This is a genomic window from Luteimonas sp. A534 (assembly GCF_054072805.1).
Window position 1 is genome coordinate 290,434 of sequence record NZ_JBSVRR010000004.1, and the last position, 15,487, is coordinate 305,920.

General features: G+C 68.8%; 13 protein-coding genes. 6 read left to right on the forward strand and 7 right to left on the reverse strand.

The genetic code is table 11. The features are described from left to right. Positions 1–18: 18 nt before the first annotated feature. Positions 19–2,214 carry a S46 family peptidase gene (locus ACW5F0_RS11570; RefSeq protein ID WP_456999784.1) on the reverse strand — a complete coding sequence of 732 codons (2,196 nt, stop codon included), beginning with the start codon at positions 2,212–2,214 and terminating at the stop codon, positions 19–21. A gap of 148 nt (positions 2,215–2,362) precedes the next feature. Here ACW5F0_RS11570 and tdh point away from each other — a divergent pair, with 148 nt between their 5' ends. The 3 genes from tdh (at position 2,363) to kbl (ending at position 5,700) form a co-directional block, all read left to right on the forward strand. Further along, positions 2,363–3,397: an L-threonine 3-dehydrogenase gene (gene tdh / locus ACW5F0_RS11575; RefSeq protein ID WP_456966012.1), complete on the forward strand. Its 1,035-nt coding sequence runs from the start codon at positions 2,363–2,365 to the stop codon at positions 3,395–3,397. Between the two features lie 68 nt (positions 3,398–3,465). Further along, complete coding sequence (locus ACW5F0_RS11580; RefSeq protein ID WP_456999785.1) at positions 3,466–4,458, forward strand: hypothetical protein; 993 nt, start codon at positions 3,466–3,468, stop codon at positions 4,456–4,458. A 48-nt stretch (positions 4,459–4,506) separates the two neighbouring features. Next, positions 4,507–5,700, forward strand: a complete 1,194-nt coding sequence (gene kbl, locus ACW5F0_RS11585) for a glycine C-acetyltransferase (protein WP_456965779.1) — start codon at positions 4,507–4,509, stop codon at positions 5,698–5,700. 17 nt (positions 5,701–5,717) lie between these two features. Here the strand turns inward: kbl and ACW5F0_RS11590 are convergent, their stop codons facing one another. The 4 genes from ACW5F0_RS11590 to ACW5F0_RS11605 all read right to left on the reverse strand — a co-directional run bounded on the left by ACW5F0_RS11590 (position 5,718) and on the right by ACW5F0_RS11605 (position 9,487). Next, positions 5,718–6,473, reverse strand: a complete 756-nt coding sequence (locus ACW5F0_RS11590) for a pseudouridine synthase (RefSeq protein ID WP_456966011.1) — start codon at positions 6,471–6,473, stop codon at positions 5,718–5,720. Next, positions 6,470–7,003 (reverse strand): hypothetical protein, encoded by a 534-nt coding sequence (locus ACW5F0_RS11595; RefSeq protein WP_456966010.1) that lies wholly within the window; start codon positions 7,001–7,003, stop codon positions 6,470–6,472. The genes ACW5F0_RS11590 and ACW5F0_RS11595 overlap by 4 nt, the downstream gene beginning before the upstream one ends. 103 nt (positions 7,004–7,106) lie before the next feature. Beyond that, on the reverse strand, positions 7,107–8,204 hold the full coding sequence (locus ACW5F0_RS11600) for an OmpA family protein (protein WP_456999786.1): 1,098 nt from the start codon (positions 8,202–8,204) through the stop codon (positions 7,107–7,109). 188 nt (positions 8,205–8,392) lie between these two features. Then, positions 8,393–9,487: an OmpA family protein gene (locus tag ACW5F0_RS11605; RefSeq protein ID WP_456999787.1), complete on the reverse strand. Its 1,095-nt coding sequence runs from the start codon at positions 9,485–9,487 to the stop codon at positions 8,393–8,395. A gap of 226 nt (positions 9,488–9,713) precedes the next feature. Between ACW5F0_RS11605 and ACW5F0_RS11610 the strand changes: the two genes are divergently transcribed. The 3 genes from ACW5F0_RS11610 (at position 9,714) to ACW5F0_RS11620 (ending at position 13,211) form a co-directional block, all read left to right on the forward strand. After that, positions 9,714–11,744 carry an oxidoreductase gene (locus ACW5F0_RS11610; RefSeq protein ID WP_456999788.1) on the forward strand — a complete coding sequence of 677 codons (2,031 nt, stop codon included), beginning with the start codon at positions 9,714–9,716 and terminating at the stop codon, positions 11,742–11,744. Between the two features lie 318 nt (positions 11,745–12,062). Then, a complete protein-coding gene (locus ACW5F0_RS11615) occupies positions 12,063–12,518 on the forward strand; it encodes a cell wall hydrolase (protein WP_456965777.1) in 456 nt (151 codons plus the stop codon). An 81-nt stretch (positions 12,519–12,599) separates the two neighbouring features. Then, a complete protein-coding gene (locus ACW5F0_RS11620) occupies positions 12,600–13,211 on the forward strand; it encodes a glutathione S-transferase family protein (protein ID WP_456965776.1) in 612 nt (203 codons plus the stop codon). A gap of 187 nt (positions 13,212–13,398) precedes the next feature. Here ACW5F0_RS11620 and prpC read toward each other — a convergent pair whose 3' ends face one another. Next, complete coding sequence (gene prpC / locus ACW5F0_RS11625) at positions 13,399–14,553, reverse strand: bifunctional 2-methylcitrate synthase/citrate synthase (RefSeq protein ID WP_456965775.1); 1,155 nt, start codon at positions 14,551–14,553, stop codon at positions 13,399–13,401. A 44-nt stretch (positions 14,554–14,597) separates the two neighbouring features. Next, positions 14,598–15,479 carry a methylisocitrate lyase gene (gene prpB, locus ACW5F0_RS11630; RefSeq protein WP_456965774.1) on the reverse strand — a complete coding sequence of 294 codons (882 nt, stop codon included), beginning with the start codon at positions 15,477–15,479 and terminating at the stop codon, positions 14,598–14,600. Positions 15,480–15,487 lie beyond the last annotated feature (8 nt).

A 15,487-nucleotide genomic window follows, 5' to 3' on the forward strand; every position in this document is an offset into this window, starting at 1 on the left:
TGATGGATGGGTCGGAGTCTAGCGGCCGGCGGCGGCGGCCGGGAGTGCGCGGTCGGCCTGGTCGAGCGGCAGGCCCATCTCGCGCAGCAGCTGCGGAGCGGGATAGACGCGGGCCATGATCCAGCGCATGTAGCGGGCGTCGACGTGGATCGCGCGCTTGTAGCGCGGGTCGAATTTCCAGCTGGCGCTGACCGCCTCCCAGTTGCTGTCGAAGTTCAGGCCGACCAGGCGCCCGCGGGCGTCCATCACCGGCGAACCCGAGTTGCCGCCGGTGGTGTCGAGGTTGGTGAGGAAGTTGACCGTCTGGGTGCCCAGGCCTGGATCCATGGTGGCGCCGAAGTCGCGGCGTGCAATGGCGTCCAGCAGCGGGTCGGGGGCATCGAACGGGGCCACGCCGGTGTGCTTCTCGACGATGCCCTCGACGGTCGTCAGCGGCGACCAGCGGACCGCATCGCGCGGCTGCAGGCTTTCGATGCGGCCGTAGCTCACGCGCAAGGTGGAATTGGCGTCGGGGTAGACCGCCCTGCCCTCGCTGCGCGCGTGGCCGATCATGCCACGCATATAGGCCGGGCGCAGGCGCAGGAGTTCGCCGGCGCGCGCCTTGTCCTCGCCTTCGAAGCGCAGCACCGCGCGCTGCAGGGTGGCGGCGGCGCGCATCAGCGGATCATCGGAGCCTTGCACCTCCGCGGGATCGGCGGCCATCAAGCGCAGCCGCTCGTCCTCGGCCGCCAGCGCGGTGCCTGCGTACAGCGACTCCAGCGCGGCTGCGGTGGCCGAGGCATCGGCGCCGAACACGGCCTCGATCTCCGGCACGCGCTGGTCCGCGGGCAGCGCGCGGTGGCGGACCAGCAGCTCGGACAGGATCGCGCGCTCCACCGCGGGCGCGTAGCGACGCTGTGCCTGGCGCAGGACGGCCTCGATCCGGGCCTCGTCGCGCAGCTGGTAGCCACTCTCGCGCTCGGCGTCGGGCTTGCCGCGCTCCAGCGCCAGGCGCTGCAGCTGCATGGCGCCGCGCAGCAGCTGGGTCTGGGCCTGCATCAGGCCGAACAGCTGGTCACGCTCGCGGGTCGCGCGCGCGGACGCGATCACCGTCGCGGCGGCGTCGATGTCGGCGCGCACGGCGGCGGCATCGGGCTGGCCTGCGAGCCACGTGGACATCGCCGACTCCTGCCGGCGGCGTTCGGCCACGGCGTCGCTGCGGCGCAGGCCGTCGAGCTCGCCCTGGGCGCGCTTGAGGGTGTTCTTCAGGCCCGCCACCTGCGCGGCATAGCGCACCTCCGCGTCGGCATCACCGGCGGTGCCAGCGTCGACCGCCGCCAGCAGCGCGGTCATCAGCTCCACACGCGACGGCAGCTGCCACTCCACCTGGTCCGCGAACTCGGCGGCGGTGCGGTGGCGGAAGGTGCGGCCGGGATAGCCGGCCAGCATGGCGAAGTCGCCTTCGGCCAGCGGCTCCGTCGACACGGTGAGCCACGCCGAAGGCTCGTATGGCACGTTGTCCGGCGAATACGCCGCCGGCTTGCCGTCCGGCCCGACGTAGGCGCGGTAGAAGGTGAAGTCGCCGCTGTGGCGCGGCCACATGAAGTTGTCGATCTCGTCGCCGTAGCTGCCGATCGCATCCGGCGGCGCGTAGGCCAGGCGGACATCGCGGATCTCGAGCTGGCGCACGAGGTGGAAGTCGGTGCCGTAATACATGTCGGCGACGCTGCAGCGGTAGCCGGGCTCGGCCTCGCACTCGGCCACGGCGGCCTTGGACGCGGCTTCGACGGCGTCGTGGTAGGCGCGTCCGGTCTTGCCGCGGGCGTCGGCGAGGATGCGGTCGGTGATGCGCTCGAAGCGGTCGGTCACCAGCACCCGCGCACCCGGGCCGGCGGAGAGCTCCTCGGCGGGCGTGGCGGCGTTGAAGCCGTTCACGATCAGGTTGTTTTCCGGCGTCGAATTCAGCTGGATCGCGCCGTGCGCGCAGTGGTGGTTGGTGACGACCAGGCCCTGCGGCGACACGAAGCTCGCGGTGCAGCCACCCAGCGACACCACCGCACTCATCGGCGGCCGCGAGAGATCGGACAGGTTCGCCGGATCGCCTTGGAACCCCGCCCCGCGCATGGCGGTCTCGATCTCCGGCAGCTGGGACGGCAGCCACATGCCCTCGTCGGCGTGGGCGGCGGCGGGAAGCAGGAGTGCGGCAATGGCCGCAGTGGTGAAGCGCAGGCGCATGGGATCCCCGGTGGTCTGGACAGCCCGCGACCTTAGGCCGTCCCGGCCGCCGCAGGCAAATGCCGACGGTCACCGCCGGGGGCAGCGGTACAATGCGCATCCCAGCCCATCGATCGGCCCTACCATGTCGCAGCCGCAACACGCCGCCATCCCCACCACCATGAAGGCGCTGGTCAAGCGCGAGCTCGCCAAGGGCATCTGGATGGAGGAAGTCCCGGTGCCCGAGCCGGGCCCCAACGAGGTCCTGATCCGCCTCGAGAAGACCGCGATCTGCGGCACCGACCTGCACATCTACCTCTGGGACGAGTGGGCGCAGCGCACCATTCCGCAGGGCCTGGTGATCGGACACGAGTTCGTCGGCCGCGTGGTCGCGATGGGTCCCGGCGTGACCGGCTATGCCATCGGCCAGCGGGTCTCGGCCGAAGGCCACATCGTCTGCGGCCACTGCCGAAACTGCCGCGCCGGGCGCCAGCACCTGTGTCCGAACACGGTCGGCATCGGCGTCAACCGCAACGGCGCCTTCGCCGAATACATCGCGATGCCCGCCTCCAACCTGTGGCCGATTCCAGACCAGATCCCGAGCGAGCTGGCCGCGTTCTTCGACCCCTACGGCAACGCCGCGCACTGCGCGCTGGAGTTCGACGTGGTCGGCGAGGACGTGCTGATCACCGGCGCCGGCCCGATCGGCGTCATGGCCGCGGGCATCTGCAAGCACATCGGCGCGCGCAACGTGGTGGTCACCGACGTCAACGACTTCCGCCTGAAGCTGGCCGCCGACATGGGCGCCACCCGCGTGGTCAACGTCAGCAAGACCTCGGTCAAGGACGTGATGGCGGAGCTCCACATGGACGGCTTCGACGTCGGCCTGGAGATGAGCGGCAACCCGGCGGCCTTCAACGACATGCTCGACTGCATGTACCACGGCGGCAAGGTCGCCCTGCTGGGCATCCTGCCGCGCGGCGCCGGCATCGACTGGGACCGGATCATCTTCAAGGGGCTCACCGTGCAGGGCATCTACGGCCGCCGCATGTACGAGACCTGGTACAAGATGACCCAGCTGGTGCTGTCGGGCTTCCCGCTGCACAAGGTGCTCAGCCACCAGCTGCCGGCCGACGAATTCCAGAAAGGCTTCGACCTGATGGAGTCGGGCAAGTCGGGCAAGGTGGTGCTCGACTGGCGTTGAGCCGTCCGTTTCACGCCGCGGACAGCTGATCGCCGCGGTCGAGACTCCAACCAGGGAAGGTGGTGCACGTGTTCAAGCTGTTCTCGATGGTGGCACTGCTGGCCACGTCCGGTGTCGCGACGGCGGGCGACCTGCGATGCCCGGAGGTCGAAGCACCGCCTGCACCGGTGTGCGTGTCGACCCCCTACGGGCTGGCATACGCCGACACCGAAGAAGAGGCCAAGCGGGCGGCGGGTGCGCTCGGCGACGCGGCGCAGCAATACGCGATCCACTTCGGCCGCGTGCCGTCGGGCGCATTGATCCTGAGTACGCACCTGGACCCGCTCGTCGCCCGGGACTATGCCCGGGCCCACGGGCTCGACTACGCCCAGGTCTGGCTGCCCGCCAGTGCGAAGCGGACCATGACCGAGCGCGCCGTGCGCCAGGCAGGGCTCAATCGCGAACGGATCATCCGGGCCCTGGCTGGCGCTGCGGAACAGGAGGCGACCACGCTGCGTCATGAGGTCGGCCATGCGATGTATGCCGCCATGTACTGGCCGGACGCTGTGCAATCGCTGCAGGAGCGTTACGGCACGCCAGCCCCGGACTGGCTGGACGAAGCGACTGCCATCCTCATGGAGCCGCCCGAAGCCCAGGCGCGCCACGTGGGATCGTTCATCGACGCGGCGGAGCACCGGCCGCGGACCATCCCCGATCTGGGCGATTTCCTCCAGGCCGAGCATCCGGTCCGGTCGGCCGCGCTCGGTCGCGCGCTGTCCCGCGGCCCGCGGTCCGGATCAGGCGTGCAGATGACGGTCGCGACCGATGGCGGATTCCCCGGCCTTGACAGCTTCTACGGACAATCGCTGCTGCTGGCCCTGTTCCTGGCCGAGACCAGTGGCGACCCGCGCATCCTCGTCCCGATCAGCGCTGCAATCGCCGGCGGCGCCACGTTCGACCAGTGGCTGGCTTCGGACGGTGCGACGCACGGGCTGCCAAACGATGTGCCCGCATTACAGGCCCTGTGGGATGGTTGGCTGAAAAGCCAGGTGTTGCAGCAGGGTCGCGGCGGCAAAGGCTGAAGGCGACACGTAGAATCCGGGATCCGTTTTCGCGAAGGCGTCCCGACCATGTCCATCACCCAGCGCTACGCCGACACCCTCGACGAGATCCGCGAGGCCGGCCTGTTCAAGGCCGAGCGCATCATCACCAGTCCGCAGTCCGCCGAGATCACGCTGGAGGACGGGCGCAGCGTGCTGAACTTCTGCGCCAACAACTATCTCGGCCTGGCCGATCATCCGGACGTCATCGCCGCCGCGCGCGACGCCCTTGATACGCACGGCTTCGGCATGGCCTCGGTACGCTTCATCTGCGGCACCCAGGACCTGCACAAGGAGTTGGAGAAGACGATCGCGGAGTTCTTCGGCAAGGAGGACACCATCCTCTACGCCGCCTGCTTCGACGCCAACGGCGGCCTGTTCGAGCCACTGCTGGGCGAAGAGGACGCGATCATCAGCGATTCGCTCAACCACGCCTCGATCATCGACGGCGTGCGCCTGTGCAAGGCGAAGCGCTACCGCTACGCCAACTGCGACATGGTGGACCTCGAGAAGCAGCTGCAGCAGGCCCGCGCCGATGGCGCGCGCACGATCATGATCACCACCGACGGCGTGTTCTCGATGGACGGCTTCATCGCCCCGCTGGACGAAATTACGGCGCTGGCAGCGAAGTACGAAGCCCTGGTCCATATCGATGAGTGCCATGCCACCGGCTTCCTCGGCGCCACCGGCCGCGGCTCGGCCGAGGTGAAGGGCGTGCTCGACCGCATCGACATCATCACTGGCACGCTGGGCAAGGCCATGGGCGGCGCGCTGGGCGGCTTCACCACCGGCAAGGCGGAGGTCGTCGAGCTGCTGCGGCAGCGCTCGCGCCCCTACCTGTTCTCGAACTCCTTGCCGCCGCACGTCGTGGCCGCGGGCACGAAGGCGTTCCAGATGCTGGATGCGGCCGGCGACCTGCGCGAACGGCTGGCCGAAAACACCAGGTATTTCCGCGAGCGCATGACCGCCGCAGGCTTCGACATCAAACCCGGCACCCATCCGATCAGCCCCGTAATGCTCTACGACGCACCACTGGCGCAGCGTTTCGCGGAACGCCTGCTCGAAGAGGGCATCTACGCGATCGGCTTCTTCTTCCCGGTCGTGCCCAAGGGCCAGGCGCGCATCCGCACCCAGCTCTCGGCCGCGCACACGCGCGAGCACCTCGACCGGGCCATCGACGCGTTCACCCGCATCGGCCATGAGCTCGGGGTGCTGAAGGCCTGAGACGGTCCGGCCAGTCCTCAGGCCGCGGCAGGCGTGGCTGGCGGCGTCAGCCCCGCCAGCTCGGCCTCGTCCAGGGCGCGCCACGCGCCCTTGGCCAGATCGCCCAGCACGACGGGGCCGATCGCCACCCGCACCAGCCGGAGCACCTCCAACCCGCAGGCTGCCAGCAGGCGGCGGATCTGGCGGTTGCGGCCCTCGTGCAGCACCACTTCAAGCCAGGCGTTGCGGCCGCCCTCGCGCAGCACGCGCACCGACGCGACCGACAGGCGCTCACCATCGCAGCGGAGGCCGCGCACCATCGCCTCGAGCAGGGGTGTTCCGGGACAGGTGTCGACCTGCACGTGGTAGGTCTTGTCGGGACCGAACGCGGGGTCGGTGATGGCCGCGGCCCATGCCGGATCGTTGGTGAACAGGAGCAGGCCTTCGCTGGCCTGGTCCAGGCGCCCCACGGGCGCGATCCAGCCCAGGCCGGCACCGTCGAAGCAGCGGTAGACGGTATCGCGGCCACGTTCGTCGCTCGTCGTGGTCACCAGGCCACGCGGCTTGTTCAGCACGAGGAAGCGTGGCGACAGCGCCTCCGCATCCACGCCGTCAACGCGTATGCGCGCGGAACCGACTGCAACCGGATGCTCCGGATCGCGCACCAGGCGCCCGTCGACCGTGACCCTTCCGTCGCGGATCCTCCGCTCGGCCTCGCTGCGCGAACAGATGCCGCGCTTGGACAGCACGCGCGCCAGCCCATGACGGGCACCCGGGCGCGCGCCCGACCTCAGCGGGGTTCGCCGTCGGTGGTGGTGGGGGCCGGCTGGCCGTCGGCCGCCGCGTCGGGCGCTGCGTCGGCCGGGGGCGCGACAGCCGGCGCGGCTCCTCGCGCAATGCGCACACCGCGGGACTTCATCCAGGCATCGAATTCGTCGGCGGTCATCTGCCGGCCGTTCTGGTTCATGTCGAAGCGCCAGGGTCCGTTGTCGAATTCGGTCCGGGGCTTGTACGCGGCCGGGTCGTTCGGATCGGCCACGCTGGCAGGCGTGGCGATGGCGACGTTGCGGCATCCCTCGATGCGCCGGCGCAGCAACACCTCATCGACGGTCTGCGATTCGTCATAGGCGTGCCCGAGCACACCGCTGTTGGCGCCAAGCATGTACGACGGCGCCGTCAACTCGAGCGCCAGCGGCGCGAGCACGGTCACGCGCTGCACGCTCGCGCCCGCGTTGGGCAGGCCAGCGCAATCCACCGCCGCCGTTGCCAGGCCGGGGGCCGCCAGGCCCGCTGTCGCCACCACAAGCCACGTCAGACGCTTCATCACCTGTATCCACTGCTGGTATCCGGCCGGAAGTGTAGCAGCCGCCAGATACACGAAGCCCGGCACAAGGCCGGGCTCCGTGGTGTCACCTGTGCCGACGCCCTCAGTTCTGGACGTTCAGCTCCGTGCGGCGGTTGATCGCACGGCCTTCCGGGTTGTCCGAACCGTCGTCATTGGTGTTCGGCGCGATCGGGCGGCTCTCGCCGTAACCGGTCGGACCCACCATGCGCGCGCTGTCGATGCCGTTCGAGGCCAGGTAGTCGTACACCGCCTTCGCGCGGCGCTCCGACAGGGCCTGGTTGTACGCATCGGTGCCCTTCGAGTCGGTGTGGCCAGCCACTTCGACCTTCAGCTCCGGGTAACGCTTCAGGATCTCGATCGCCTCGTTCAGGATCGACACCGCATCCGGACGCAGGGTCGACTTGTCGAAGTCGAAGTTCACGCCCTTCAGGTCGATCGACACCGGCACCGGGCAGCCGTCCGGACCGATCGTCTGGCCAGGCTGCGAATCCGGGCAACGGTCGTCGCAATCGTTCACGCCGTCACCGTCGCTGTCCATGTCGGCGCAGCTCGGGGCGGCCGGCGCGGGCGCCGGGGCGACCGGGGCGGTCGGCTCCGGACCCAGCGGGATCACGATGCCCACCGAGGCCAGCACGTCGCCGAACCAGTCTTCGCCCGGGGCGTTGACGCTGCTGTCGTCGAAGTCGGCGCGGTAGGCCAGCTCGGTGCGGATCGCGGCGCGGCCGATGTCGCCCTGCGCACCGATGCCGACCTTCGCGGCGAAGTTGCCGTCCTCACGCTCGCCCGGCGACACCGTGCTCGGGAACGCGTCGTATTCTTCTTCCGAACGCTGGTAGCCAACGCCCATCAGCACGTACGGGTTCCAGCCACGGCCTTCCGACAGGAAGTGGTGACGCAGGTCCAGCGAAATGCCGTACTGGCTCCAGTTCAGGTCCTGGTTGGCTTCCTTGTTGGGGTTCTGGTAGTTCAGCTCGGCATCGAGCGACCACGCCGGCGAGATGAACTTGCCAACGCCCAGCGTTCCGAACGGCGCATTGCGGGTGTCGCGGTCGCTGTCCTGGATGTTCATGCCGACGCCGCCGGTCAGGTACCAGCGATCATCGAACTCCTGGGCGGAGGCCGCATGGGTGACGCCCAGGCCGGCCAGCAGCAGGGCGGTGCTCAGCACGCGAATCTTCATTACGCAACTCCTAGTGTCACAGTCAGGATGAATCAGGGGATGGCGGTGACCACGGGAGGTCGGCCACACAGCCGCCCGGCCCTGCCAGTCGCGGCGCAATCATACACAATTCAGGCTGATGTTAACCATCCATTAAAACGAAGCCCGGCACAAGGCCGGGCTCCGTGGTGTCACCTGTGCCGACGTCCTCAGTTCTGGACGTTCAGCTCCGTGCGGCGGTTGATCGCACGGCCTTCCGGGTTGTCCGAACCGTCGTCATTGGTGTTCGGCGCGATCGGGCGGCTCTCGCCGTAACCGGTCGGACCCACCATGCGCGCGCTGTCGATGCCGTTCGAGGCCAGGTAGTCGTACACCGCCTTCGCGCGGCGCTCCGACAGGGCCTGGTTGTACGCATCGGTGCCCTTCGAGTCGGTGTGGCCAGCCACTTCGACCTTCAGCTCCGGGTAACGCTTCAAGATCTCGATCGCCTCGTTCAGGATCGACACCGCATCCGGACGCAGGGTCGACTTGTCGAAGTCGAAGTTCACGCCCTTCAGGTCGATCGACACCGGCACCGGGCAGCCGTCCGGACCGATCGTCTGGCCAGGCTGCGAATCCGGGCAACGGTCGTCGCAATCGTTCACGCCGTCACCGTCGCTGTCCATGTCGGCGCAGCTCGGGGCGGCCGGTGCGGGCGCCGGGGCGACCGGGACGGTCGGCTCCGGACCCAGCGGGATCACGATGCCCACCGAGGCCAGCACGTCGCCGAACCAGTCTTCGCCCGGGGCGTTGACGCTGCTGTCGTCGAAGTCGGCGCGGTAGGCCAGCTCGGTGCGGATCGCGGCGCGGCCGATGTCGCCCTGCGCACCGATGCCGACCTTCGCGGCGAAGTTGCCGTCCTCACGCTCGCCCGGCGACACCGTGCTCGGGAACGCGTCATATTCTTCTTCTGAACGCTGGTAGCCAACGCCCATCAGCACGTACGGGTTCCAGCCACGGCCTTCCGACAGGAAGTGGTGACGCAGGTCCAGCGAAATGCCGTACTGGCTCCAGTTCAGGTCCTGGTTGGCTTCCTTGTTGGGGTTCTGGTAGTTCAGCTCGGCATCGAGCGACCACGCCGGCGAGATGAACTTGCCAACGCCCAGCGTTCCGAACGGCGCATTGCGGGTGTCGCGGTCGCTGTCCTGGATGTTCATGCCGACGCCGCCGGTCAGGTACCAGCGATCATCGAACTCCTGGGCGGAGGCCGCATGGGTGACGCCGAAACCGGCCAGCAGGGCCGCACACAGCAACTTCTTGTTCATCATGATTGTCGCTCCTTCGAATATGGACCGGACCGGCACCAGCCGAACCGCATCACGATTGTGAGGGGGACGGCCGCCACCGGGGCCGCCATCGGTCTGCAGGTTAGGTTCGGGGATGTGAAGGCGGCGTTAACGTTGGTCTAACAAATCCTTTTTCCCCCGGAGACCGGACCACTTGCCGGCGGGTACCGCTCCCTGCATGGTAGGGGATTCCATACGCCCGCGAATGCAAATGGCCGACGCCACGCCCTACCCCCACCTTCTGGCTCCACTGGACCTCGGCTTCACCGTCTTGCGCAACCGGGTACTGATGGGTTCGATGCACACCGGCCTGGAGGACCGGCGCGGCGACTTCCCGAAGCTGGCGGCCTATTTCGCCGAACGCGCCGCCGGCGGCGTGGGGCTGATGGTCACCGGAGGCTTCGCTCCGAGCCTCGACGGCTGGCTCAAACCCTTCGCCGGGAAGCTCACGCGCCGATGGGAGGTGGCCCGCCACCGTCAGGTCACCGCGGCCGTGCACGAACACGACACCCGCATCTGCATGCAGCTGCTGCACGCGGGACGCTACGCCTACCACCCGCTGTCGGTGTCGGCGTCCGCGCTGAAGGCGCCCATCAATCCATTCCGGCCGCGCGCCCTGTCCGCGCGTGGCGTGGAGCGCCGGATCGACGCCTTCGCCCATGCCGCGCGCCTGGCACGCGATGCCGGGTACGACGGCGTCGAGGTCATGGGTTCGGAGGGCTACCTCCTGAACCAGTTCACGGTCGCGCGCACCAATCGCCGCGACGACCGCTGGGGCGGCAGTGTCGAAAACCGGATGCGTTTCGCAGTGGAGACGGTGCGCCGTGTGCGCGAGGCCTGCGGCCCGGACTTCATCATCATCTACAGGCTGTCGATGCTCGACCTGGTCGAGGATGGCAACGACTGGCCGGCGATCGTGGCCCAGGCGCGCGCCGTCGAGGCCGCGGGCGCAACGATCATCAACACCGGTATCGGCTGGCACGAGGCGCGCGTGCCGACGATCGCCACATCCGTGCCGCGCGCCGCCTTCGCCGGCGTCACCGCGCGCCTCCACCCCGAGGTTTCCGTGCCCCTGGTGGCGACCAACCGCATCAACATGCCCGACGTCGCGGAAGCGGTCCTCGCCGCCGGGCAGGCCGACATGGTCTCGATGGCGCGCCCCCTCCTGGCCGATCCGGAATGGGTGGCCAAGGCCGCCGCCGGCCGCGCGGACAGCATCAATACGTGCATCGCCTGCAACCAGGCCTGCCTGGACCACGTGTTCCAGAACCGGCGCGCGAGCTGCCTGGTCAATCCGCGCGCCTGCCACGAGACCGAACTGAGCTACCTGCCCACGACTGCGCCGAGGCGGATCGCCGTGGTGGGTGCCGGACCCGCCGGGCTGGCCTGCGCCACGGTCGCGGCCGCGCGCGGCCACGCGGTGACCCTGTTCGAGGCCGGCGACGCCATCGGCGGCCAGTTCAACCTCGCGCGGCGCATCCCCGGCAAGGAAGAGTTCGATGAAACGCTGCGCTACTTCCGCCACCGCGTGGAGGCAACCGGCGTCACGCTGCGCCTGGGCACGCAGGCGACGCCCGCGCTGCTGGCCGGCTTCGACGACGTGGTCCTGGCCACGGGCGTGGTTCCGCGAGCGGTTGATTTCGAGGGCCATGACCATGCCACGGTGGTCGGCTATGTCGACGTGCTGCTTGGCCGGGTCGTTCCCGGCAAACGGGTGGCAATCATCGGGGCGGGCGGGATCGGCTTCGACGTCGCGGAGTTCGTGGTCCACGAAGGTCCATCGCCCAGCCTCGACACGGCGCGCTGGATGGAGGAATGGGGCGTCGACCTTGCCTCAGGCACGCCCGGCGGCCTGAAGCCCGCGCGACCCGAACCTCCTGCGCGCGATGTCTGGCTGCTGCAGCGCAGCGCCGGGCGCCCGGGCGCGCGGCTGGGCAAGACCACGGGCTGGATCCACCGGGCCACCCTCAAGGCCAAGGGCGTGCGCATGCTTGGCGGCGTGGAGTACCGGCGCGTGGACGACGCCGGCCTGCACGTCTCCATCGACGGCGTTGATCAGGTGCTGGAAGTCGACCATGTGGTGGTCTGCGCCGGGCAGGAACCGCGCCGCGAACTGCTCGCGGCACTCACGGGCGTGCAGGCCGAGGTGCACGTGATCGGAGGCGCCGACGTTGCCGCGGAGCTCGATGCCAAGCGCGCCATCGACCAGGGAAGCCGGCTCGCGGCGAGGCTTTAGGGCCCGAAGCCGAAGCGAGTTTCCGCAGCCCGGGTTGAATATCCCATTCAGCTTCCGGACGAAAGCGCAAATGTCCGACCAACCCCTGTTCAGCCGGGATTGCGAAAACCGGCAGTAAGGTGCGCCCACTTTCTCCGCCGCGTCTTCGGCGGAACCGGTTCGACCCGCAGTCCCGCGGGCTTCGCGCCCGGGCAGCAAAGCGCCAGAGAGTGCCGCCGCCCTCCCCAACACGCCAGGCCGTTCCGCACTGCGGTGGCCCGGGCCCTCAACGGGTCCGGCCATGGCTGCGCGTTCGGCGCAACGGAGCAAGGAGCCGTCATGAAACTCGCCTGGATCCTGTGGCTGGCATCGGTACTGCCTCCACCGGCCGCAGATTCACTGTGCCTCAGCACAACGCTGTACCTCGAAGCACGCGACCAGTCCGTCCTGGGCCAGCGCGCCGTGGCCGAAGTGGCCCTGCGACGCGCCGACAGCGGCCTGTGGGGCGACTCGGTGTGCGACGTGGTGACCGCGCGCAAGCAGTTCGCGCCGACCATCGTCTCGCCGCGCACGCGCCTGACCAATACCGAGGCCTGGTCGCAGTCCGTGACCATCGCGCTGGAGTCGCAGCGCAACTGGGCGCTGCCGGCCGACGAGCGCAAGGAAGTGGTGCCCGGCGCCAGTCACTTCCTGGCCCACGCGATCGCGAGCCCGAGCTGGCGCAACGCCTATCAGGTTGCGACCATCGGCGACCATACGTTCCTGCGGGTGCAGAACCTGAAGCCGAAGTCCTGACGACGCTGCGGCGCCCGGGCATGCCTTGAGCCTGTCGCGGGCAGGGTCGATGATGGCGGCTTCCTACACGCGGAGCCGCACATGAAGCTGTATTCCAAGCCGGGCGCCTGCTCGACGGCCGTCCATATCGTCCTTCAGTGGGCCGGTGGTCCGTTCGAGGTCGAGATCCTCGATGGTCCCGCAATGAAGGCGCCCGCCTTCCTCGCCATCAACCCTGCGGGCGCGGTGCCGGCGCTGATCGACGGCGACTTCGTGCTCACCCAGAACGCCGCGATCATGGGCTACATCGCCGACACGCATCCGCAGGCGGCTTTGGGCGGTGATGGATCCCCGCGCCAGCGCGCCGAAGCCACGCGCTGGCTGTCGTTCGTCAACTCCGACCTGCATCCGGCGTTCAAGCCGATCTTCTCGCCCGTGCGCTACATCGACAACGAGTCCCAGCACGACGCCGTCAAGACGGCCGCGAGGACGATGGTCCGCGGACTCATGGAAACCGCCGACAAGCGCCTGGCCGGCAACGACTGGCTGGCCGGCTTCCGCAGCTTCGCCGATCCGTACTTCTACATGACCCTGCGCTGGGCGCAGGGCACCGGCGTGGACATGTCCGGACTCGAGCACATCGCCGCGTTCAAGGCACGCATGGAGGCCGACGCGGGCGTGCACGCCGCGCTGAAGGCCGAAGGCCTGGACTGATCCCCGCACCTTCTTGTGGGAGCAGCTACAGCTGCGATCCGGGCCTTGGTTGTGGGAGCAGCTACAGCTGCGATCCGGGCCTGCGGGAAGGTCGCAGCCATAGCTGCTCCTACAGGCCGGGGGCGAACCACGGGATACAAAAACGGCGCCCACGTGGCGCCGTTTTTGCAGGTCCGGTCCGAGGCGATCAGTCGCGTTCGGCCATCGGCACCCAGTCGCGGTTTTCCGGCCCGGTGTAGTTCGCGCTCGGCCGGATGATCTTGCCGTCGATGCGCTGCTCGACCACGTGCGCGCTCCAGCCGCTGGTCCGCGCGATCACGAACAGTGGCGTGAACATGGCCGTCGGCACGCCCATCATGTGGTAGCTCACCGCGCTGAACCAGTCGAGGTTGGGAAACATCTTCTTGATGTCCCACATCACCGATTCCAGGCGCTCGGCGATGGCATACATGCGGGTGTCGCCCTGCGCTTCCGACAGATCCTTCGCGACCTGCTTGATGATGCCGTTGCGCGGATCGCCGACGGTGTACACGGGATGGCCGAAGCCGATCACGACTTCCCTGCGGCCGACGCGCTCGCGGATGTCGGCCTCGGCTTCGTCGGGGGTGTCGTAGCGCTTCTGCACCTCGAACGCGACCTCGTTGGCGCCACCATGCTTGGGCCCGCGCAGCGCACCGATGGCACCGGTGATGCACGAATGCATGTCGCTGCCAGTGCCCGCGATCACGCGCGACGCGAACGTCGATGCGTTGAACTCGTGCTCGGCATAGAGGATCAGCGAGGTGTGCATCGCGCGCACCCAGCTCTCCGGCGGCGGCTCGCCATGCAGCAGGTGCAGGAAATGGCCGCCGATGGAGTCGTCATCGGTCTCGACGTCGATGACCCGGCCGTTGTGGCTGTAGTGGTACCAGTACAGCAGCATCGAACCCAGCGACGCCATCAGCTTGTCGGCGATGTCGCGCGCACCGGGGTGGTTGTGGTCGTCCTTCTCCGGCGCCACGCAGCCGAGCACCGAAACGCCGGTGCGCATCACGTCCATCGGGTGCGCCGACGGTGGCAGCTCTTCGAGCGCGGCCTTCACCGCTGCCGGGATGCCGCGCAGCGACTTCAGCTTCGCCTTGTAGCCGGCGAGCTCGGGCTTCGACGGCAGCTTGCCGTGCACCAGCAGGTAGGCCACTTCCTCGAACTCGGCGGCGGTCGCGAACTGCGTGATGTCGTAGCCGCGGTAATGCAGGTCGTTGCCGCTGCGCCCCACGCTGCAAAGCGCGGTGTTGCCGGCGGCCGTGCCCGACAGGGCCACCGACTTCTTCGGCTTGGGCAGGTTGCTCGGGGTTTCGCTCATCAGGGTCTTGCTCCGTATAGGCAGTGGGATCGGCGCGGGCGCGCTCAGTCCTTCGAGAACAGCGCGTCGAGCTTTTCCTCGTAGGCGTGGTAGCCCAGGAAGTCGTACAGCTCGGCGCGCGTCTGCAGGGTGTCGATGATGTTCTTCTGCGTGCCCTCGCGGCGCACGGTCTCGTAGAAGTTCAGCGCCGCCTTGTTCATGGCGCGGTAGGCGCCGCAGCAGTACAGGGCGATGTCGACGCCCGCGTCGCCCAGCTCATCGGTGGTGAAGAACGGGGTCGAGCCGAACTCCGTGAGATTGGCGAGGATCGGCACCTTCACCGCGCTCTTGAACTTGCGGTAATCCTCGAGCGACTTCATCGCCTCGGGGAAGATCATGTCGGCACCGGCCTCGACGTAGGCGACCGCGCGCTCGATGGCCGAATCGATGCCCTCGACCGCGGCGGCGTCGGTACGCGCCATGACCACGAAACCGGCATCGGTGCGGCCGTCGACGGCGGCCTTCACCCGGTCGACCATCTCCTGCTTCGGCACCACTTCCTTGTTCGGGCGGTGGCCGCAGCGCTTCTGGCCGACCTGGTCTTCCATGTGCACGGCGGCGACGCCGGCGCGCTCGAAGCTGCGGACGGTGCGGGCGATGTTGAATGCCCCGCCCCAGCCGGTGTCGATGTCCACGAGCAGCGGCAGGCCGGTGGCCTCGACGATGCGGCGGGCGTCGATCAGCACGTCTTCCATGGTGCTGATGCCGAGGTCGGGCATCCCGAGCGAGTTCGCGGCCACGCCGCCACCGGAGAGGTACAGCGCCTTGTAGCCCGTGCGCTTGGCCATCAGGCCGGCATAAGCGGTGATGGCGCCCATCACCTGCAGGGGGGATTCGTCGGCAACGGCGGCGCGGAAACGCGCGCCTGCGGAGGTCGGCTCGGACATGGTGATCC